The organism is Rhizobium leguminosarum bv. trifolii WSM2297, assembly GCF_000271845.1.
The window spans coordinates 322234-343526 of the sequence record NZ_JH719393.1; the positions used below are offsets into that span (position 1 = coordinate 322234).

Annotated in this window: 16 protein-coding genes and 1 pseudogene; 10 read left to right on the plus strand and 7 right to left on the minus strand. The window is 61.4% G+C overall.

Going from position 1 to position 21293, the window contains the following annotated elements:
- The first annotated feature begins 22 nt into the window (after positions 1-22).
- Positions 23-691, plus strand: coding sequence for a response regulator (locus RLEG4DRAFT_RS05340; RefSeq protein WP_003575865.1), 669 nt, complete (start codon positions 23-25; stop codon positions 689-691).
- Positions 681-2087, plus strand: coding sequence for a sensor histidine kinase (locus RLEG4DRAFT_RS05345; RefSeq protein ID WP_003575867.1), 1407 nt, complete (start codon positions 681-683; stop codon positions 2085-2087). Before RLEG4DRAFT_RS05340 ends, RLEG4DRAFT_RS05345 begins: the two co-directional genes overlap by 11 nt.
- Positions 2088-2164: 77 nt before the next feature.
- Here RLEG4DRAFT_RS05345 and RLEG4DRAFT_RS05350 read toward each other — a convergent pair whose 3' ends face one another.
- The 4 genes from RLEG4DRAFT_RS05350 to RLEG4DRAFT_RS05365 all read right to left on the minus strand — a co-directional run bounded on the left by RLEG4DRAFT_RS05350 (position 2165) and on the right by RLEG4DRAFT_RS05365 (position 6012).
- Positions 2165-3046, minus strand: a complete 882-nt coding sequence (locus tag RLEG4DRAFT_RS05350; protein ID WP_003575869.1) for an ABC transporter permease — start codon at positions 3044-3046, stop codon at positions 2165-2167.
- A gap of 12 nt (positions 3047-3058) precedes the next feature.
- Entirely contained in the window at positions 3059-3877 is an 819-nt protein-coding gene (locus tag RLEG4DRAFT_RS05355; protein WP_003575870.1) for an ABC transporter ATP-binding protein, read from the minus strand.
- A 94-nt stretch (positions 3878-3971) separates the two neighbouring features.
- Positions 3972-4985, minus strand: a complete 1014-nt coding sequence (locus RLEG4DRAFT_RS05360; RefSeq protein ID WP_003575871.1) for an ABC transporter substrate-binding protein — start codon at positions 4983-4985, stop codon at positions 3972-3974.
- 298 nt (positions 4986-5283) lie between these two features.
- Positions 5284-6012 (minus strand): FadR/GntR family transcriptional regulator, encoded by a 729-nt coding sequence (locus RLEG4DRAFT_RS05365; protein ID WP_003575874.1) that lies wholly within the window; start codon positions 6010-6012, stop codon positions 5284-5286.
- Between the two features lie 210 nt (positions 6013-6222).
- Between RLEG4DRAFT_RS05365 and RLEG4DRAFT_RS59860 the strand changes: the two are divergent.
- Positions 6223-6381 (plus strand): annotated as a pseudogene (locus RLEG4DRAFT_RS59860) (CopG family transcriptional regulator); the annotation flags it as partial.
- A gap of 29 nt (positions 6382-6410) precedes the next feature.
- On the opposite strand, the gene RLEG4DRAFT_RS05370 reads toward RLEG4DRAFT_RS59860, so the two are convergent.
- A complete protein-coding gene (locus RLEG4DRAFT_RS05370) occupies positions 6411-7418 on the minus strand; it encodes a LacI family DNA-binding transcriptional regulator (RefSeq protein WP_003575877.1) in 1008 nt (335 codons plus the stop codon).
- 204 nt (positions 7419-7622) lie between these two features.
- Here RLEG4DRAFT_RS05370 and RLEG4DRAFT_RS05375 point away from each other — a divergent pair, with 204 nt between their 5' ends.
- From RLEG4DRAFT_RS05375 to RLEG4DRAFT_RS05400, 6 genes are all read left to right on the plus strand, one after another.
- Positions 7623-8942 (plus strand): alpha-L-fucosidase, encoded by a 1320-nt coding sequence (locus RLEG4DRAFT_RS05375; protein WP_003575880.1) that lies wholly within the window; start codon positions 7623-7625, stop codon positions 8940-8942.
- Between the two features lie 49 nt (positions 8943-8991).
- Complete coding sequence (locus RLEG4DRAFT_RS05380) at positions 8992-10215, plus strand: ABC transporter substrate-binding protein (RefSeq protein WP_003575881.1); 1224 nt, start codon at positions 8992-8994, stop codon at positions 10213-10215.
- Between the two features lie 89 nt (positions 10216-10304).
- Positions 10305-11231 carry a carbohydrate ABC transporter permease gene (locus tag RLEG4DRAFT_RS05385; protein WP_003575884.1) on the plus strand — a complete coding sequence of 309 codons (927 nt, stop codon included), beginning with the start codon at positions 10305-10307 and terminating at the stop codon, positions 11229-11231.
- Positions 11221-12102, plus strand: a complete 882-nt coding sequence (locus tag RLEG4DRAFT_RS05390) for a carbohydrate ABC transporter permease (RefSeq protein ID WP_003575886.1) — start codon at positions 11221-11223, stop codon at positions 12100-12102. Before RLEG4DRAFT_RS05385 ends, RLEG4DRAFT_RS05390 begins: the two co-directional genes overlap by 11 nt.
- A 198-nt stretch (positions 12103-12300) precedes the next feature.
- The gene (locus RLEG4DRAFT_RS05395; protein WP_003575890.1) at positions 12301-13230 is read left to right on the plus strand and encodes a substrate-binding domain-containing protein; all 930 of its coding nucleotides are present in this window, start codon (positions 12301-12303) and stop codon (positions 13228-13230) included.
- 15 nt (positions 13231-13245) lie between these two features.
- Entirely contained in the window at positions 13246-15390 is a 2145-nt protein-coding gene (locus RLEG4DRAFT_RS05400; protein WP_003575892.1) for a methyl-accepting chemotaxis protein, read from the plus strand.
- 117 nt (positions 15391-15507) lie between these two features.
- Here RLEG4DRAFT_RS05400 and RLEG4DRAFT_RS05405 read toward each other — a convergent pair whose 3' ends face one another.
- Together RLEG4DRAFT_RS05405 and RLEG4DRAFT_RS05410 are read right to left on the minus strand one after the other, a co-directional pair.
- Positions 15508-16770 carry a DUF3422 domain-containing protein gene (locus tag RLEG4DRAFT_RS05405; RefSeq protein WP_003575893.1) on the minus strand — a complete coding sequence of 421 codons (1263 nt, stop codon included), beginning with the start codon at positions 16768-16770 and terminating at the stop codon, positions 15508-15510.
- 523 nt (positions 16771-17293) lie between these two features.
- Positions 17294-18580 carry an ABC transporter substrate-binding protein gene (locus tag RLEG4DRAFT_RS05410; protein ID WP_003575896.1) on the minus strand — a complete coding sequence of 429 codons (1287 nt, stop codon included), beginning with the start codon at positions 18578-18580 and terminating at the stop codon, positions 17294-17296.
- 189 nt (positions 18581-18769) lie between these two features.
- Here RLEG4DRAFT_RS05410 and RLEG4DRAFT_RS05415 point away from each other — a divergent pair, with 189 nt between their 5' ends.
- Complete coding sequence (locus RLEG4DRAFT_RS05415) at positions 18770-21292, plus strand: hypothetical protein (RefSeq protein WP_003575897.1); 2523 nt, start codon at positions 18770-18772, stop codon at positions 21290-21292.
- Position 21293 lies beyond the last annotated feature (1 nt).

The window sequence follows — 21293 nt, forward strand, 5'->3', positions numbered from 1 at the left end:
CAGCCCGTGCTAAGGGGGATGGATGAGACTGCTTGTGGTGGAGGACAACAAGGATCTGGCGGCCTGGCTGGGCAAAGCCCTGCGACAGGCGCAATATGCTATCGATATCGCCCATGACGGCGAGGACGCCGAGCATATGCTCAAGGTCGCCGAGTATTCGGCAATGATCCTCGACCTTGCGCTGCCCAAGCTTGACGGCTTGACGCTTTTGAAGCGGCTGAGGCAGTCCGGAAACAAGCTTCCGGTGATTATCCTGACCGCGAATGCAAGCCTGGACGGCCGTGTGGCCGGGCTCGACAGCGGCGCCGACGACTATCTCGCCAAGCCCTTCGAAATTGCCGAGCTCGAAGCGAGAATCCGCGCTGTGGTGCGACGCGGACAGGATCGTGCATCCTCAGAGATCACCGTCGGCAACCTGCGTTTTTCCGGCGGGACACGGCAGTTTTTCGTCGCGGACGAGCTGCTGCAGCTGACGCCGCGAGAATATGCTGTCCTTGAACAGCTCGTCATGAAGCTGGGTAACACGGTCTCGAAGGCCGCCCTTTCCGAAAGCGTGTTCGGTTTCGACGACGAGGCGGATCCGAGCGCCATCGAAATCTATGTCCACAGGCTGCGAAAGAAGCTCGAGAACAGTTCGGTTCAGATTGCGACGTTGCGCGGGCTCGGTTATCTCCTTAGACATGTCGAATAGCGTTGTCACAAAGGCCGGCGCGACAATCGCGCGGCTCAGCCGGAGCCTAAGAGTACAACTGCTCTGCTGGGTGCTGCTGACCCTGCTCGGCGCCATCGGCTTCAATCTTTACGACAGCTTCTGGACGGCGGATGCGACGGCAAAGCTGGTGACGGACCGAACGCTTCTGGCTTCGGCCCGCGTCATCGCCGAGGCAGTCCGCGTCGACGAGGGCGGCAATGTTCAGTTGGACGTGCCGCCGGCTGCGCTGGAGATGTTCGATACAGGCTTCGGCGACCGGGTTTCCTACCAGGTGATCACCGCCTGGGGCAGTCTGGTGAGCGGCTTTCCCGACTTGCCCTTGCCGACCGTCCAGCGCGCAGGGGAGGACCGCGTATTCCATGGCGCCGCCGTGCGCGTCCTGATGCTCGACCATCCCGTCGTCGGCCTTCCTGACGACGGCACTATCTCGGTGACAGTCGCCGTGACCCATAACAGCCAGTACGCCATGCGAAGGCAGCTGTGGCTTTCGGATTTTTCGAAGCAGTTCATGCTTGTCTTCGTCGCAAGCCTGGTGACCATCCTCGGGCTTCAACGCGGCCTGGCGCCGGCTCTCAGACTGCGGGACGCCGTGCGCCAGCGCGGCCGCAACCGTCTCGATCCGCTGCCGCCCGAGATGGTGCAGAGCGAATTGCAGCCGCTCGTTCATGCGCTCAACGATTACATGGAGCGTGTCCAGAACCAGATGGCCGCGCAGCGACGGTTCGTATCGAATGCCGCCCATCAGCTTCGAACGCCGCTCGCGCTGATTTCGACGCAGGCAAGCGTGGCGGCCCGCGAAGGTGATGCGGTTCGCCGCGACGAGGCGCTTTCCGCCCTTCGAACCAGCACGCGGCAGATTTCGCGTCTCGCCAGCCAGCTCCTGACCTTGTCGCGGGCCGAACCCGGAAGCCGGCGTCCTCGCAGCGATGCGACCGACCTCAGCAAGGCTGCCCGCGAGATTTTGGAAGCGCATGCCGAGGAGGCGCTGAGGCGCAATATCGATCTCGGGCTGGAAGTGTCCCGACCCGTTTTTGTCGAGGGCGACGGAACGATGCTGCGCGAGATGCTGGTCAACCTCATAGACAACGCCATCCGCTATACCCGCGCCGATGGCCGGGTGACCGTCGCAGTCGGGCAGGCCGACGGCAGGGCCGTCATCACCGTCGAGGATAACGGGCCGGGTATTCCCGAAGGGGAGCGCGAACAGGTTTTCGAACGGTTCTACCGGATCATGGGAACCGAAGCCGAGGGAAGCGGCTTGGGTCTTGCGATCGTTCGGGAGGTCGCGGAAGGCGCCGGAGGTTCGGTCTCGCTTGAAGATGCGAACGGCGGCGGTCTCGTGGTTACCGTGTGGCTTCCGCTTGCCCATGCCTGACGTGCAATGAGATGAAGAAGGCCGGACGTCGCGCCCGGCCTTCGCTTCGATCTGCCTTGGGAGGAAGATCGATCTGATTACTGTGTATCGAGGTGCTGCTGCGGCCGCCACTTCGCCAGGCGGTTCTCGATCAGCGTCATGATGTATTCGGCGATAAGCGTGACGACCATCACGAGGAGGATTGCCGCGAACATGCCGGCTGCGTCGAACGTGCCCTTCGCAATCGAGATCAGCTGGCCGATGCCGAAGCGGGCGCCGACGAATTCGCCGACGATCGCGCCGATGATCGCAAAGCCGAAAGAGACGTGCAGGCTGGCGAAGATCCAGCTCATCGCCGAGGGGATAACCACCGTGCGGGTCACCTGCCAGTCGGAGGCGCCGAGGATGCGGGCATTGGCGATCATGTTGCGGTCGGCTTCGCGCACGCCCTGGAAGGCGTTGGCAAAGACGACGAAGAACACCATGATGAAGGCGAGGGCGACCTTGGACGGCAGGCCGAGACCCATGATCATGATGAAGATCGGGGCAAGGACCACGCGGGGGATCGAGTTGATCGCCTTGATGTAGACGGAAAAGATATCCGACAAGAAGCGGTTGCGGCCAAGGCCGATGCCGACGAAGACGCCGGTGATCGAGCCTGCGAAGAAGCCGATCAGCGCCTCTTCCATCGTCACCCAGAGATTATACCAGAGCGACCCTTCGGTGGTGCCCTCGGTCGCCCATTCATAGAGCCGCTCGATAACGCCGCTCGGGCTTGAATAGAAGAACGGGTCGATCCACTGCATGTTGGAGGAGAGCTCCCACATGCCGATGACGAAGACCAGGATGGCGATCTGCCAGAAGCGCACGAGTGTGTTGCGCCGGCGTATCGCCTTCAGTGCGGAGGCTTCGATCTCGGCATCTGATGTGCCCGGACGAAACAGCGTGGCCGAAGCGGCCTCGAAAGTGGTGTCTGCCATGATATCCTCCCGTCAGGCCGCTTCGCTTGCGCGGCGGTAGCTGGTCTGGACCTCTTCGCGCAGGTCTTCCCAGATCGTCTTGCAGTAGTCGATAAAGCTCTGCTCGTAGCGGATTTCCGACACCACCCGGGGGCGGGGAAGATCGATCGGGTAGACCGACTTGACCGTCGCAGGGCCGGCGGTCAGCACATAGACCTTGTCGGCAAGGGCCACGGCCTCTTCGAGATCGTGGGTGACGAACACCACCGAGGCCTTGCGCTCGGCCCACAGCTTCAGCAGTTCCTCGTGCATGACCGTGCGGGTCTGCACGTCGAGCGCCGAAAAGGGCTCGTCCATCAGCAGGATCTCAGGCTCGTTGATGAAGGTCTGCGCCAGTGAAACGCGCTTGCGCATGCCGCCCGAAAGCTGATGGGGATAGTGATGCAGAAACTTCGACAGGCCGACGCGGGCCAGCCAGTCGCGCGCCAACTTTTCCGCCTCGGTGCGGGACTTGCCGCGGAACAGTGGACCGGCCATGACGTTGTCGATCACGTTCTTCCAGGGAAACAGCGCGTCGGTCTGGAATGCGAAGCCGACACGCGGGTCGATGCCGGTGATCGGCCCGCCCATCAGCCGGACTTCGCCCGCGCTCGGCCGTGCGAGCCCCGTCACAAGGTTGAGCGTCGTCGACTTGCCGCAGCCGGTGGGACCGACAACGGCGACGAACTCGCCGCGGGCGACCGTCATGTTGAAATCGCGAAGCGCAGTCAGGGATTTGCCGGTCGGCGAGACAAAGCGGCGGCTGACATTGATCAGCTCGATCGCCGGGATCTGCTTGGTGTCCTGTTGCATGGTGTACCTGAGGCGTGCTTTGAGGGCGCGCACGCAATGCCCATGATCGAACGGTGGCCGCTCCCGCTTGGGAGCCGGGAGCGGCGCGACTGACTTACTTGACGTTCTTGACGAACTCAGTCGTGTAGGTCTTGGAGAGGTCGATCTGCTTGCCTTTGACGTTCTTGGAGAACTCCGAGAGCACGGCAAGCACGGTCTTCGGGCCGTCTTCGGGCATGACGCCATCGGGCGTGAACATGCCCTTGCCCGCGTCGAGAGCCTTGATGTAGCCGTCCTTGTCGCCGACGTAGAAATCCTTCGGCATCTTGTCCGCGATCTCGGCGGCAGAATGCGTGTTGATATACTTCAACGTCTTGACGAAGGCGTTGGCGAGCTTCTGCGCCTCCTCCTTGTGGGCGTCGACCCAGGAGGCTTCCATGTAGAGCGAGGCGGCCGGGTAGGTGCCGCCGAGCGCCTGGCGGGTCGACTCGACCGTACGCATATCGACGAGCACGCTCGCCTCGCCTGTTTTGACCAAGCGCGAGATCGTCGGCTCGGTCGTCATGCCGGCTTGGATCTGATCCTGCTGCATGGCGGCGATGAAAGTGCCGCCGGCGCCGACCGGAACGGTGACGACGTCGCCGGGCTTCAGACCGGCCTTCGAGGCCATGAAGAGGGTCAGGAAGTTCGTGGACGAACCGAGACCAGTAACGCCGAGGGTCTTGCCCTTGAAGTCGGCCGGCGACTTGATCTCGGGGTGTTTGCTCGAGACCATCTCGACTTCGCCCGGCGCCTGGCTGAACTGGACGATGGATTCGACGAACTTGCCCTTGGCCTGCAGGTCTACACAGTGATCGTAGAAGCCGACGACACCCTGAACGGCGCCGGCCAGCAGCTGGTTTTCGGCATCGACGCCGGCAGCTTCGTTCAGCAGCTCGACATCAAGGCCCTCGTCCTTGAAGTAACCGAGGGATTCGGCGAGCTTGGCGGGCAGATAGATCTGCTTCTCATAGCCGCCGACCATGATGGTAATCTTGTCGGCTGCGTTAGCGGCGCTCGCAGCAAATGATGCTGCAGCGAAAAGCGCGGAAAATGCGACGGTGTGAAAAAGGCTGCGTGAAGAACGCATTGGTATCTCCTCCTAGTGGTGTGCTGCATCGTCGTCTCGCCACCTTGACCGTGTCTCCTCCACGATGCTGCCTCTTCCTAAGACGTCCAAGCTTTCAATTAGCTTTCAGCCGCAGACGGGTAAAACAACCTGTCCAATCCCGTTCAAGCATCACGCCGATACGTTCTATGCAAGTCCTTTGCCATAACGTCGCCTACGCGAGCCAGCCGGGAAAACCGCTCGCTGACGCTCGTGTTCGCAGGTGGGTTGGCTCGCGATTTCTGAAAACTTATAGCGTTGGCAGCGCTTCTCGACTGCCTCAGCCGGTAAAGCTTCGCAGATCCTTCAGCAGGTTCCGGTATCTCGCCTGGCTGCCGACCAGATGGTCGCGCATGGCGCTGCGTGCAGCCTGATCGTCCCTGTCCGAGATGGCCATGACGATCGTTTCGTGTTCCCTGTGGATCAGCTTTCGGTAAGCGGTCTGCTCGGCCGTCCTCGTTTCCGGGACGAGCCTCGATTGCGGGATGATCGCCGAGCCTTGCGATTCCAGGAAGTGCTTGAACAGCGGGTTGTTCGTCGCCTCGGCGATCGCGACATGAAGCTCGAGATCCGCTTCGCGGATCGATTGATCAGTCTCGATGCATTGCAGGATTTTCCGGTGGCATTCGAAGATCGCTTCCTCCTGTGCCGGCGAGCGGCGCAAGGCGGCAAGTCCCGCCGCCTCGATTTCGACAGGTGTGCGGATTTCGAGCACTTCCAGATCGGAGGCGACGCGGGCCTTGTCGACCTTCCGGCCGGACAGCGCTGGGTCGGCGCCGATGACGAAAATCCCCGCGCCCTGGCGCACCTCGACCAGGCCATCGGAACGAAGAGCTGCCACGGCCTCGCGCACCACGGTTCGGCTGACGCTATGCGTTTCGGTCAGTTCATGTTCGCTCGGAAGCTTGTCGCCGACTGAATACTGGCCGCTCAAGATGGCTTGCCGAAGACTTTCGCCGACCTGTGCGACCAGCGACCCGGAGCCTCTGCCGCGATCCTTCACCTGCATAACGCCTCGACCCCCGCATCGGCTTTGATCCTAACACCGCCCATACCGGCGGCACCGAATCTCGATTCATCACACATGTATGACAAATTGCTCCGACTTTCAATGGATCGAAGTTACTTGTCCATTGCCTGTTACTGCCCGCCGGGCCGCTGTAGTTGAATAACAGTAGAGTTTATCGTTATGATCGGAAGAATGATGAGGAGGTTTTCTATGGAAGCCAGGGCGCCGACCGCGCATGTTTCGCTGCCCCTTGCGCAGAAGCGCCGACGTTTGACGGTCGAGGCGCTGGCCGACGTGAACGACGGCAATACTCTCGATTACCGGGCCGTCCAAGCCTGGGCCGACAGCCTCGATCACGATGGGCCGCTCTTTACCTCGGTGACGCAGTTCAGCCGCGCTCAGAGCCGCCTGGTCGACTCCCCGCGCACGAATCTCGGCGTCAGGATAAAATCCTGGGGCGGGGCGGCGGCGCTCTCGGGGCTTGCTATTCTCGCCAGCAGGCGTTGTGCCGCCAGTTCGCCGAGCTTGTTCGCATCCTGCACGACCATGGTGATGCGGGGCGTGATGACGTTGCTCCACGGCACGTCGTCGACCATCGCCAGCGACACGTCATCAGGGCAGCGGAAGCCCATTTCCTGCATCACCTGTAGTGCAGCCAGACCCGTCATATTGTTGGCGCCAATGATGGCGGTCGGCCGGTCGCGGCGGGTCAGGAGGCGCATCGCCTGTGCATGGCCGCCGGCCCTGGTATAGCCGCCCTCGACCACCAGCGACGGATCGATGTCGACGCCGGCGCCGGCCATCGTGTCCGTAAAGCCCTTCAGGCGCTCATCGGCGGTGTGCAGGCCGGAGGGGCCGGAGATGAAGCCGATGCGCCGGTGGCCGAGCTGCAGCAGATGTTCCGTCAGGATGGTGGTGGTCAGCGGATTATCGGAGCCGACAAAATCACGTTCCGCACCTTCCACCTTCTGGTCGAACATGACGATCGGCGTCTTGAAATCCCGCAGGAAGGTTGCGTATTCCTCGCCATGACCGTTTGTCGCCAGCGCGATACCGGCAATCTTCTGCGCCTCCATCCGCTCTAGCAGCGCCCGTTCGAGATCGGCCCTGCCGGAGGAGTCGGCGATCAGCACGAAATAGCCGTGGTCGAGCGCCTGATGCTCGATCTCCCGACGGATGTCGCCGAAGAACATGTTGCCGAGATTGGCAGACACGAAACCGATCAGCGAGCTGCGGCCGCGCGCCAGCGTCTGGGCCACCGGATCGATGCGGTAGCCCGTCGAATTTATCGCCTGCTGGATGCGGTCTAGCGTCTCGGCGCCGACCCGCTTGGGGCTGTTGAGCGCGAGCGAGACGGTTGAGATCGAAACCCCCGCCAGGCGCGCGACATCTCTTATGGTCGTCATCTTTATCGAACCGGTTCTAGAGCCTTCTTTTGTCAGATTTTATTCGCCGTTGCAACAGAACGTGGCAAAATGCCTAATTTCTGGGTGGTTCCCGAGAATTTGCGAATTGAGAATTTCAACTTGACAGGCGCTGGATCAAGGAAGATGTTCAATCACCGAACCGGTTCGACATGATGTGGGCCGGAGAACAGGGAGGAGAAACCTGTGACGGGTTCGGAACGCCAGCTGGAAAATCCGGCATCGGGGACGAGTAAGCACGCCTGGTTCAGTCATGACCGCTTGGGCATGTTCATCCATTGGGGCCTTTATGCGCTTGGAGCACGGCATGAGTGGTTGAAGAACCGCGAAGAGCTGACCGATGAGCATTACCAGCGCTATTTCGACAATTTCGATCCCGATCTATACGACCCCAAGGAATGGGCTCGCCGTGCGCGTCTCGCTGGCATGAAATATGTCGTGGTGACGACCAAGCATCACGAAGGTTTCTGCCTTTGGGACAGCAAGGTGACCGACTATAAGGCGCCGAGCACGCCCTGTGGCAGGGATCTGCTGACGCCTCTGGTCGAAGCCTTCCGCGCCGAGGGGCTGAAGATCGGCTTTTATTATTCACTGCTCGACTGGCACCATCCGGATTTCCCGATCGACGTTCACCATCCCTTGCGTAATCACCCGGAGGCCGAGGCGCTGAATGCCGGCCGCAATATCGCGAAATACGCCGCCTATATGCGCGAACAGGTGCGCGAGCTTTTGACCGGATTCGGCCGCGTCGACATCATCTGGTTCGATTTCAGCTATCCCGGGCGCGAATATCGCGGCCTGCCCGGCAAGGGGCGCGCTGACTGGGAAAGCGAGCGACTAATTGAGCTGGTGCGCGAGCTGCAGCCCGAAATCATCGTCAATAATCGCCTCGATCTGCCGCCGGGCAAGCTGCCCGACGTGACGACGCCGGAGCAATATACGCCGCGCGTGGCGCCTGCCATCGCCAGCCAGGGCGTGCTCTGGGAGGCTTGCCACACCTTCAGTGGCTCCTGGGGCTATCACCGTGACGAGGATAGCTGGAAGAGCCCGGAACAGATCATCCAGTTGCTGATCGATTCCGTCGCGCTCGGCGGCAACCTCTTGATGAATGTCGGCCCGACAGGCCGCGGCACTTTCGACGCACGCGCCATCGATGCGCTTGAGGTCTACCAGAACTGGATGGCCGTCAACGACCGCTCCATCTATGGAGCCGGACCGTCCGAGTTACCGGCGCCGGCCGGTTGCCGCTACACCCAGCGCGGCAACCGCCTCTACCTGCATGTCTACAACTGGCCTTACCGCCACATCCATATCCAAGGCCTTGCCGACAGGATCGCCTATGCGCAATTCCTGCATGACGCCAGCGAAGTGCGCTGGCTCAGCCAGACGAAGGACGTGGATTCCAATATCGGCGTGATGGTGCCGGAAGGCATGATCACGCTCGAACTGCCGGTCCGGCGACCTGATGTTACCGTCCCGGTGATCGAGATCGTCCTCAAGGCGTGAACTCGGTCGCACTCGCGTGTTCATTGCGTCATGGAGGGAGGAGAAACCCATGAAGGTTCTGAAGAAAGCGCTTTTGCTCGCCACAATCGGCGGCAGTCTTTTTGCCACAGCCGCATCGGCCGAGCAGGTCAACCTGACCTGGCAGATGTGGACCGGCTCCGAAGCCGACACCAAGAGCTGGCAGCATCTGGCCGACATGGTGACCGCCAAGTACCCCGACATTAAGGTGACGCTCACGACGACGGGGTGGGTCGACTACTGGACGAGGCTGCCGGTGCTGGCAGCATCGGGACAGCTCGCCGACATCGTGTCCATGCAGTCGCTGCGCATGCCGAATTTCTATTCGTTGCTCGAGCCTCTGAATGACCGGATCGCGGCCGACAAGTTCGACGTCGGCGCCTTCACCCCCTCGATCATCGGCGGCATGTCCGTCGACAAGCAGCTTTACGGCCTGCCTTACGACGTCGGTCCATGGGTCATCTATTATAACCGGGATGCCCTCGAAGCCGCCGGCATTCCGCTGCCGAAGCCGGGCTGGACACTTGCCGAATTCACGGACGCCGCCAAGAAGCTGACGAAGGACGGCAAATACGGATTCGGCATGACTCCGACCAACTATTCGGTGCTGGCCGCGGCCTGGGGTGATAAATACGTCAACGACGCCGGCGAGCTTGACTTGACCAGTGCGAGCGCAGTTGCCGCCGCCGACAGGCTGATCGGCTTTGCCGCCAAGGATAAGATCGCGCCGCTGGTTCCCTCGGGCGGCGCGGATCCCGGTGATGTCGTCCAGGGCCGGTTCAATTCGGGCAACATCGCCATGTATATCGACGGTCCCTGGTCGATCATCGGCATGAAGGGCCAGACGAAGTTTAAGATCGGCCTCACCACCCTGCCGCGCGCCGAAGGCGAACTCTCGGCTGTCACAGCAGGCTCCGGTTTCGGTATTTCCACGACAAGCAAGAACAAGGATGCGGCCTGGAAAGCCATTCAGGTGCTGACCAGCCCCGAAGCGCTGGCCTATCTTGCCGAAGGCGGTCGCGCCTTGCCGGCGCGCACGGCGGCGCAATCCTCCTGGTACAAGGTGGCGGCCAAGGACATCACCAATGGCGGCGAGGCCATCGACTACTCGCTGGCGCATTCCGTACCCTACGTGATTACCAATAACTGGGCGGCGGTGGAAAACCTGTTCAACCAGTATTTCCCGCCGGCCTTCGGCGGCAGCGCCGACGCCAAGCAGACGATGGAGTCGATCCAGAGCCTCGCGCAACAATAGAGCGCCGCCCACACCCCTAAATCGATTTCGGTTTCCGAGGGGTGGGCCAGCTCTCGTCGCGGCAGGAACTGCCGCGCATGGAGGATGACATGTCGCAAAGCGCCGTCGCTGAAATTCCGTTGCAGCCCAGACAGCCACGGCGCTTTTTCAAGCCAGAGACGCAGACGGCCATGCTGTTCCTGCTGCCGAGCTTCCTCGGCTTCATGATTTTCATGGCCCTGCCGATTGTGGCGTCGCTCGCGCTGAGCTTCACCAACTGGCAGTTGATCTCGACGCCGTCCTTTGTCGGCTTCCAGAATTACATCAAGCTCTTTACCGTCGATCCGGCCTTCTACACCATCCTGGGCAACACGCTGTTCTTCGCCGTCGAGTATCTGGCTGTGAATATCATCGTTTCGCTGACGCTTGCCGTGTGGATATCGAGCCTGAAGCGCGGCAAGGCGATCTTCCGGGTGATCTTCTTCCTGCCGACCTTCACGCCGACAATTGCCGCCTCGGTGGTGTGGCTGCTGATACTCACGCCGGACGGACTGGCCGACAGCGTCATCCGCTCGCTCGGCCTCGGCCTGCCGAATTTCCTGCTGAGCTCGACCTGGGCCATGCAGGCGGTCATCCTGGTCACTCTCTGGGCGAATGTCGGCTATAACGTCGTGATGTTCAACGCCGCACTCGACCTGGTGCCGAAGCACTATCTCGAGGCGGCGACGATCGACGGCGCCAACGTCTGGCAGCGCTTCTGGCGCATCCGCCTGCCGCTGATTTCGCCGACTATTTTCTTTGCCACCGTGATGACGGCGATCACCTCGCTACAGGTCTTCGACGAGATCTTTGCGATGACACGCGGCGGCCCGGGCTCGGCAACGGCGACGCTCGGTTTTGCCATCTACCAGAAGGGTTTCACCAATTTCCAGATGGGTTATGCCTCGGCTCTCGCCTGGGTGATGTTCGTCATGATTATGGCGCTCACCATCCTGCAATTCCACATGCAGCGCAAATGGGTGCATTATGACGATTGACCCGACCCGTCACCCGCATTCCGTTTCCGCGGATCGGCACCGCCTCTTGCGGCGCCTCGGCACTTTCGCCAGTTATGCGGGACTTTCGCTGATCGCGCTGCTTTTCCTCTTTCCCTTTTTCTGGATGGTATCGAACGCGGTGCGCTCGAATGCCGAAGTGATGGCCGTTCCGGTCCGCATCTTCCCCGAGGAATATGAATGGGGAACATTCGTCGACGCCTTCGTTTCATTGCCGTTCGGAACCTTCCTGTTCAACTCCTTGGTGGTCGCCTGCGGCGTCACCGCAATCGTAATTGTGGTATCGTGTCTCTCCGCCTACGCCTTTGCCCGGCTGCGGTTTCCCGGCCGGGAAGGCCTGCTGCTGACCTATCTCAGCACACTGATGATCCCGCAGGTGATGTTGGTCATCCCGCTTTTCCTCGTCGTCAGCAAGCTCGGCTGGATCAACACCTATCACGGCATGATCCTGCCGGTCGCATTTAGCTCCTTCGGCACATTTCTGCTGCGGCAGTTCATTCTTGGCATTCCCAAGGATCTTGACGAGGCGGCAATGATGGACGGCGCTTCGCGCCTGCGCATTCTGGTAACGGTGATCGTGCCGCTCGCCATGCCGGCGATCGGACTGTTGTCGCTCTTCACCTTCATCGCCCAGTGGAAGAGCTTCCTGTGGCCGCTGATCGCCACCAGCGGCGTCGAAAAAGCCACACTGCCGCTCGGGCTTACCCTGTTCCAGACACAGCAGGGCACCGCCTGGAACTACATCATGGCGGGTGCGACGATCTCCATGGTGCCCGGTGTCATCCTGGCCATCGTGCTGCAGAGGGTAATGTACAAGGGCATCTCCGTCGGCTCCGGCTTCGGCGGACGCTAACGCCCATTAAACCAAAAGGCTTAGACGCATTGCATCATCTGACGCGATGTCCATTAAGTCAGGCCGAGTGCGGCCGAAGAACGCGCTTCTGCCGCCGCAAGATCATCCCGCGCGCTTAACTTTTGCTTCCGGGCGAAAAGTAAAATTTAACCAAGATCTGAAATAACGCAGTTCCATCCGAATTGCCCAGAGGAATTCATGAAAACGGCCACGCTTGCTTCCATCGCCCTGGCGATATCGATCTCCGCTGCCAACGCGCAGACGATCGGGGTTTCGATGTCCGATCTCGATAAATTCAGGACGGCGCTGCTGAACGGCGTCATCTCGCACGGGCAGACGATTTCGGGCCTCAAGCTAGTCACCGAGAACGCCAAGGGCGATAACGAGCTTCAGAAGAAACAGGTCCAGAAGCTTATCGCCGACAAGGTCGACGCCATTATTCTTGCGGTCTCCGACGGCGATCTTGGGCCGCAGATGACCAAGATGGCGGCAGATGCGGGCATTCCGCTGGTTTATATCAACAATGTTCCTTCCAACCTTGCGGACCTGCCCGACAATCAGGTCGTGGTTGCCTCCAATGAGAAAGATTCCGGCACACTGGAGACGAAGCAGGTCTGCGCGCTCCTCAAGGGCAAGGGCCGCATCGTCGTGCTGATGGGGGAAACCTTTCATGCGGCCGCCCGCACCCGCACCCAGGACATTTCAGACGTCATCGCCACGCCGGACTGCAAGGGCCTTGAAATCGTCGAACGGCAGGCGGCCTATTGGTCCAGCGATTATGCCGACCAGCAGATGCAGGAATGGATCGCCGCCGGCGTCAAGTTCGACGCAGTCATCGCCAACAATGACGAAATGGCGCTCGGGGCGATCCGCGCCATGAAGAAGGCCAATATCCCGATGAAGGACGTCGTCGTCGCCGGCGTCGACGCGACCGACGATGCACTCGCCGCGATGGTGGCCGGCGATCTCGACGTGACCATTCTCCAGAGCGCTGTCGGCCAGGGAGCGGCCGCAATCGACGCTGCCGTCAAGCTGGTCAGCAAGGAGAAGGTGCCGCGCGAAAACAACGTTCCTTTCGAACTCGTCACACCTGAGAATATTGCCCAATACCTGCCGAAGAGCCAGTGAGTAAAGAGGCCTATGATGTTGCATTTCTGGAATAAATTCGGCATTCGCGCGCAGATCACCTCCGGCTTCGTGCCGTTGATTCTGTTGATGAGCCTGCTCACCGTCAGCGCGATCTCGGGCATGAACGGCCTCGCCTCGATCTTCGCATCCTATCGCGCCACGGCCGGGCAGAGCCTCGCCATATCGGACTACAGCGACCAGCTGCACGAGATCCAGATGTCGGCCGAAGCCTTCCGCTCGACGCCGGCGCAGGCCGTTGTCGACAGCTTTCGCGCCGGCGTGAAGGCGTTCGAGGCGGACGACCCGCGTTTTGCCGACAACAAGGACCTGCAATCCGGCCTTGCGACGATCCGCCAGGACATTGCCGGATATGGCAAGGCCTTCGAACAGATCGTCTCGCTGCAGGCCAGGCGTGATGCGCTGATCTCCAAGGTCACCGAATTCGGGCCATGGACCAGCATTGCACTCAACGACGTCATGCGCAGCGCCTGGCGCCAGAACGATGTGCCGCTGCTGCACATGACGGCGGCAACGCTCGAAGCCTTGAACCGCAGCCTCTATTTTTCTGAGCGCTTCGTGCATTCCGACGATTTTGCGGCCTACGATACGGCCCAGGCAGCACTCGCCGAAGCAGTCTCGCTCAATGATGCCGCTGCCAAGGCTGCCAAGAACGAGTTGCAGAAGAAGCGCCTGATGGGTGCCGGCCAGCTTATGCAGAACTATACCGCCCGTCTGGGCGACATGAAGGATGTCTTGCAGGCGAGCGGCAGTATCCGCCAGACGCAGCTCAATGTGCTGGCACCGAAAATATCAGGCGAGTTCAAGGATCTGCAGGCCGGCGTCACCGGCGCGCAGAAGAACCTGGACGGTTCGGTGGAAGCAACGGTCGCCTCGGCGACCAGCGCGACGCTTGTTATCAGCGGTCTGTTGATCGTCATCGGCCTCGTGCTTTCCTATTTCGTCGGCCGGTTGATTTCCTCGGCGGTGCGCAAGATGGCGCAGTCGATGGAGCAGCTTGCCCGTGGCGAGGAAAAGATCGTGATAACCGGCGTCGAGCACCGCCACGAACTCGGAGCCATGGCTCGTTCGCTGAAGGTTTTCCAGGAAACGGGACGCGCCAAGCTGATCGCCGAAGCCAATGCCGAACGCGCTCGTCTCGCCGCCGAAGAAGAACGGCTGCGCCAGGAAGCCGAGCGGCTCTCCGACGCCCAGGTGATGGAGCATGCCTTCCGCCAGATTTCCGTGGGCCTCGACGCGCTTTCCAAGGGCGACCTCACTGTCCGGGTCGGCGAAGTCGACCATCGCTATGTCAGGATTCGTGATCACTTTAACAACTCGGTCGCAAGCCTCGAGGAAGCGGTCGACTCCGTCATTCGCGCAGTCGCCACCATCCGCTCCGGTCTGTCGGAAATCTCCACCGCCTCCAACGATCTCGCCCGCCGCACCGAGCAGCAGGCGGCGTCCCTGGAAGAAACGGTCGCAGCACTCGGCGACGTGACCCGCGGCGTCAACGGGACGGCGGAGGGCGCAGGCCGCGCCCAGGCCGTGGTGGCGACGGCCCGCACCAATGCTGAAAAGGGCGGCGAAATCGTCGCCCGTGCCATCGACGCGATGACGGAAATTCAAAACTCGTCGTCGAAGATCGGCAACATCATCAGCGTCATCGACGAGATCGCCTTCCAGACCAACCTGCTGGCGCTGAATGCCGGCGTTGAAGCGGCGCGCGCCGGTGAGGCAGGCAAGGGCTTTGCGGTTGTCGCTCAGGAAGTCCGCGAGCTCGCGCAACGTTCCGCCAATGCGGCTAGGGAGATCAAGCAACTGATTTCCACCTCCTCGGCGCAGGTCAAGACCGGGGTCCAGCTGGTCGGCGAATCCGGCCTCTCGCTCGAACAGATCGTCGAGCAGGTCACCGCGATGAATGCGACCGTCGCCGAGATCGCCGTTGCCGCCCGCGAACAGGCGACAAGCCTGCGCGAGGTCTCGGCCGCTGGCGACCAGATGGACAAGGTAACCCAGCAGAACGCCGCGATGGTCGAAGAAACCACGGCGGCCGCGCAAAGCCTGACGCAGGAAACCGAAAACCTTGCGCAACTGCTGTTGCGGTTCAGGACAAGCAGCGGCCGGGCATCGGAACGTCGCCATTATGCGATGGCTTCGTGATGTCTGCTGAAGCATGTCGCGCAATAGTTTGCAGCGGTAATCCGAAAGATCGCGACGCGCTTTGACGCCGCGAAGAGAACACCGCCGCCGCCCCAAAAGGGCGGCGGTGAGCGCGCATCAGTGGCTTCCGGATGCGGGGCCGTGGGGCGCACCGGCGATGCTCCTGCGCACATGACGGACGGCGGTCCAGACGGCGAAAAGCACAAGCGGGATGGCGCCGAGAACGGCGAGTTTTGTCACATGCGGATCGACGCCCAGCGCGGAAATGCTTTCCAGGCAGATCTTCGCCAGGCCAATGGTATAGTAGGTAATGGCGATGACCGAGAAACCTTCGACCGCCTGCTGGATATGCACCTGGACACGCGCCCGCTCTTCCATCGAGGTCAGCAGCGAGGCGTTCTGATCCTCAAGCTGAACCTGCACGGTGGTTCTGAGAAGGTCTCCGGCCAGGCTGACACGTTCGGCGAGCTCGTCGAGACGCCGCTCCGCCGCATAGACGGAGCGGACAGCCGGCTGGAAGCGCCGGTCGATGAAGGTGCCCAGTCTTTGCCTTCCCTCGGCCCGTTCTTCTCTGAGCTCGGATAATCGGCTGGCCACAATGTCGGCATAGGCTTTCGTTGCGCCGAAGCGGTGGCGGGCGAGCGCAGAGAAGTTGAGGACATCCGACGAGAGCCTGGTCACCTCGGACAGCAGCGCCTTGTCGACTTTGACGGCGCTCTGCATATGCGCGATCAGCAGATCGAGGCGCCCGTCGAAGGCGGAAAGCTTGGAGACGGTCTCGCGCGCCATCGGCAAAGCCAGCAGCGCCATCATCCGGTAGGTTTCGATCTCCAGGAAACGCCGGACCATGCGGCCGGTGCGATAGGCGTTGAGGTTGCGGTTGAAGAACAGGAATTCGACGAAACCGCTGTCGGTCAGACGAAAGTTCGAGTGCACTTCCGCATCGCCGCCGCCGACCTCAGAGGCGACATAGTCGAGCTTTGGTTTTTCGAGACGCTGCCCATCCTTCTCGTCGCGCACCAGCACGCGGACAGCCGCCATGACCTTTCCTTCGATCTGCCGGTAACAGGCCCGAAAGGCTTCCGGCGGATTGCTCCCGGGTTCGGACGAAGCGGGAACGACGAAGGTCAGGGTCAGGAATTCGGTATGCGCCTCCCATTTCAGCCGGCCGTCGCCAAGGCGGCCGATGCCATGATTGCCCTGGCCCGTGGTCGTTATCTCGTCCAGTCCCGGAAGATCACTCGGAAGCGGGGGAGGGGCGTTCTCGCCGACGATCGCGACATGCCAGACATCGGTGTCACCATCGAAATACAGCGACGGGCGGGCATGCAATTCGTTGTGAAGCTCCCTGCGCAGCGGATGCTCGGAACCCATCGGCATGGAGATGCACCTCTATACGGTAGACGGTCGCTCGGTCCCCGGCGGAATGACCGGGTGCCGGCGCTTATGATTTGACTTGGCGCCTTAGGGGGCTTGCCCAGGCTGACAACGCCTATAGCCTCTCCCGAGCCTCGTGTCACGACGCCTTCGCTATCGGATGCTAGACCGCATTGTTCTTGCCGCCAGGCCTGGCATCAGAGTGCTTGCCAAGCGAGGAATGGCGGTGCGCGACGCGATGCCCAGCACTTGAACCGGCAAGTCGAACGACGTGTCTCGCTATCCGCGTTTTCCGGAATGAAAAGCCGCGCTCCGGCTACTGCGATCAGCCCAACCGGAATGACGGCGAAGAAAACGGAGCGCCATCCCTTGCAGGGGAAGTAGCGTGGTTCAGCTCATCGACGATTTGAAACCGATCCAACTGTCGTGGACGGCGATGAGCAAGGGCAAAAAACCATCAGCCACGGCCTGTTGCGAGACCGTGGCTGATGCAGCGCGCAATCTGTTGGGAGACAGGCGCGGCCGGTTATTTGTTGGCGGCGAGCGCGACGTTGACCTTGTCGACGTCAGCGCTCATTGCCTTGAAGGTGTCATCGAGGGAAAGCTCGCCGACGATCAGCTGGCTCATGCGCTGGACGATGAGCTGATAGATGGCAGAAGAGCCCTTCAGGCGTTCCAGGTCGCGGGCGGCTTTCGGTGCGCTGCTGCGGGCAGCGAGGAAGACGGCCATGGCGTCCTTGGCGTTCTTGCTCTCGAGCTTGTACTGCGGGTCCTTGATGTCGGCGCCAGTCAGGATAACGTAGTTTTCGGCGATTTCACGCTGGACCTTTTCAGAGCCGAGGAACTCGATGAATGAGGCGACGGCTTGCGGGTACTTGGTGCGCTTGAAGCCGACGATTGCGGTGCCGCCAGGCATCGCGTAGCAACCGGCGTCGCCGCAGGGCGCGCTGATTGCCGTCCAGTCGAATGCATCGCCGATCTTCTTCTGGAACGGATTGACCATCCAGTTGCCGGCGAGATAGGTCACGACATTGCCGTTGACGAACTCGTCACCCATGTTCTTGTACTGGGTTCCGCCGGCAGCCCCCCACATTTCCTTCGGGAAAGAGCCGTCCTTCGTCCAGTTATAGAGATCGGTGATGTAGTGCTTGGCGGCATCATCGGGGAAGGCGAACTTGCCGTCCTTGACGTATTTCGAGCCATAGGAGAAGGCAGCACCCGAGAAGCGATGGCCCGAGCGGTCCATCGTGAAGGGGATCTGGGCGCCGGTCGCCTTGGCGACTCGCGCCGAGGCTTCGACGATATCCTTCAGTGTGGCGGTCGGCTTGGGAAGCGGTTCTTTGGCCTGTTCGAACAGCGTCTTGTTGACGAAGGGCAGGTTGAAGGTCTGCGACGCGACATAGCCGTTGATCGAGTTCGGATCGTTGACGCCGGGGAAACGAAGCGTGTTGAGGCTGTCGCCGTGCAGCTTGGCGAAGCCATCCGGATCTTTCATCAGCGGGCGCATGTCGAGGTAATAGGGCGCCAGCTGCCAGTCGGTGATCTTGGCGATATCTGGACCTTCGCCGATGGCAAGTTGCACTGGCAGCTGCTTGGCGACGGCATCATAGCCGGACGAGACGAAATTGACCTTGATGTCGGGATGCGCCGTCTCGAATTCTTTGCTCAGCGCTTCCATCCGCTCGACATAAGCCTGGTCGTCGTCGGTAAAGAGAAAAGTGATCGTCTGGGTTTCCGCCATGGCCACGCTGGACCACGCAAAGGAAACGGTGGCCAGCGCCAGTGCGAAAGCCCCTGAAAGATACGTTTTCATTTCATCCTCCCATGAAAACATTTTCATCAATCGCGGCATCAGCCATCGATAAGTGAATTTCATATACTTGACATTCGTCCCGTCAAGCTATTTTCTAAGCATATAGCGATGTTTTTGAGCAATTTTAAAAATCACGCACCCAAAGGGCCTAATGAAAATATTTTCATTGTATTGCGGAGGAGGCGATCTGTGAAAACGGAAAGCATCAAGCAGCCGGGCGACATGGCCCCGGCATACAGCGTGGCCGAGGGGCAGACGATAACGGCATGGGCCGTTTCCGGTCTCATCGCCAGCTATTTTCCCGGCGAGCCGGCCCTGGCCGAAGATCGTGTAAACTACCGCTTCATCAATGGTTTCGTCGACGTCGGCGACCTGCCGTGCCGCAAGGCCTTCTGGTCCACCATGGTCGGGCGGACGCTGGCGCCGGATACGTCCTGGCCGACAGAAAGCCTCTATCTCCCCGGTTCGAACCGCCGCGTCGAGTTTACCAGCTTCTGGCATGTGCCCACACATGTCAGGCGATGGCTGAAGGGCACGTTCAGGACGGAAGCCCCGCGCACGCTCAATCTCGCGCTCAAGACCTGCGGCGGTGTCCGCATCTGGGTCAACGGGCAAGAGGCGGTGCGCTTTGAGCCCTTCAAGCGCAACGTCGAGAGCGCAACCGAGATAGCGCTGCCGCTCGACGCCGGCGACAATGAGATCCTTGTCCATGCCGAAGATCTTGCCGAGCGCGACACGACCTGGTTCTTCGAGCTGGAAATGCGGGACAAGGAGCCGCTCTTGGTGCTGCTGCCGGTATCGCTGGATCAGGACGAGGTGCGCGAGCTGGAAGCCCTTTCGCGCGGCGTGCGTCCGGCTCGCGACGCCTTCGTCAATCAGCCGTTGGAGATCATCTTCGACACGGCGCCGGAGCGCGACCTGCCGGTGGAACTCAAGGTCGTCGGTCATGGCCACGAGCGACCCGTTCTCGCCCATTCGAAACTGATCCTGCGCGCCCGTCAGAGCCGTCTGATCGCCGACGATGTCTGCGGTATCGCAGACGGTTATCACGGCATTCACATGACGATCGGCACCGGGCCGGGTTCGGTCGCCCGCGTCATCGATGCCGCCTTCATGAGCAGCCTTTCGCCATTGCCGGCCGAGACGTCGCTTTCCGCCCGCAAGCGCCAGGCGCTGGAATACAGCGCCCGTTTCGGCGCCAACCGTGCCGGCCGCCTGATCGCGATGATGGAAACCGGCTACGACGACCAGGAGAGCTTCGACCGCATCGTCGATGCGACGCTCGCCTCGATCGATGCGCGCGAGGATTGCTCGGACTTCATCATGGTGCCGCTCTTGTGGCTGCTCGGCGCCTATGGCGACCGGATACCCAAGGCGACGGTCGAGCGCATCCGCCATTCCGTTCTCTCCTATCGCTACTGGGTCGACGAGCCGGGCAACGATGCGATGTGGTTCTGGAGCGAGAACCATGTGCTCTGCTTCCATACCAGCCAACTGCTGGCGGGACTTCTCCTGCCCGACGCGGTGTTCTCGGCCTCGGGGCGGATGGGACGGCAGCAGGCGGCGCTTGCCGTCGAGCGCCTCGGGCGCTGGTTCGACAGCGTCGAGGCCCATGGTCTGGCGGAATGGAATTCGGCCGCCTATTACCCGATCGATTTCATCGGTCTCTTGGCGCTGGAGCGCTGGGCCGAGAGCGGGATCGCCGATCGCGCCCGCGGCCAGATCGATCTCATCTTCCGCATGATCGCCCTTCATACGCTCGCCGGCGTTCCGGCCGGCTCACAGGGGCGCGCCTATGACAAGGAACTGCGCGCCGGCCCGCTGACCGAGCTTGCGCCCTTCGCCCAGGTTGCCTTCGGCACCGGCTGGCTCAACAACGGTGTCGCGGCGCTGACGATGTTTTGCGCCGGCGACTATGAGCCGCCGGCCGATCTCGCCGAGCTTGCTTCGCTTTCGCGGGGAAGAAGCGTCGAGGCGCGCTACAGCCAGGGGCTGGAGAGCGGAAAGCTCGTGCTCTTCAAGAACGAGACCGCGCAGCTTTCGACCGTCGTCGATCACAAGACCGGCCAGAAAGGGCATCAGCAGCACGTCCTCGACATCAGGCTGGCCGGCAATCCGATGGCGAGGCTGTGGGTCAACCATCCCGGTGAAGACGACCCCTGGGGCAATCAGCGGCCATCCTATTGGGCCGGCAACGGCATCCTGCCGCGTGTCGCCCAGCATCGCGACGTCGCCCTCTTGATCGAGGACACCGGCGATGCACGGCATGCATGGACGCACGCTTATATCGGTCGCGACGGCCTCGACGATCTGATCGTCGAAGACAAGTGGCTGATTGCCCGGTCGGGCCGGGGATTTGCCGCTCTTTGGGCCTCGAGCGGCCTGGAGCTGATCACCGACGGGCCGACCGCCGGCCGCGAAGCGCGCTCCTACGGATCGCTTTGCGGCTGGGCGGCCATCGTTGGATGCGGCAACGATGATACTTTCAAGGCCTTCATCGAGCGCCTGTGCCAGACGACGGTGTCCTTCGATCCTGCGCTTCGGGATCTTTCCCTGACGCCGCCGGGCGGCCCGGCGATCGCGCTTTCCTATGCCGGCGGTCTTTCGATCGCCGGTAAAGCGCGGCCGTTCACCCACGATCAGCCGCACCCGATCCTCACCCACGACAGCGCCGCGTCCCAAGCCGGCCTTGACGGGCCGTTCTACTCCTAAA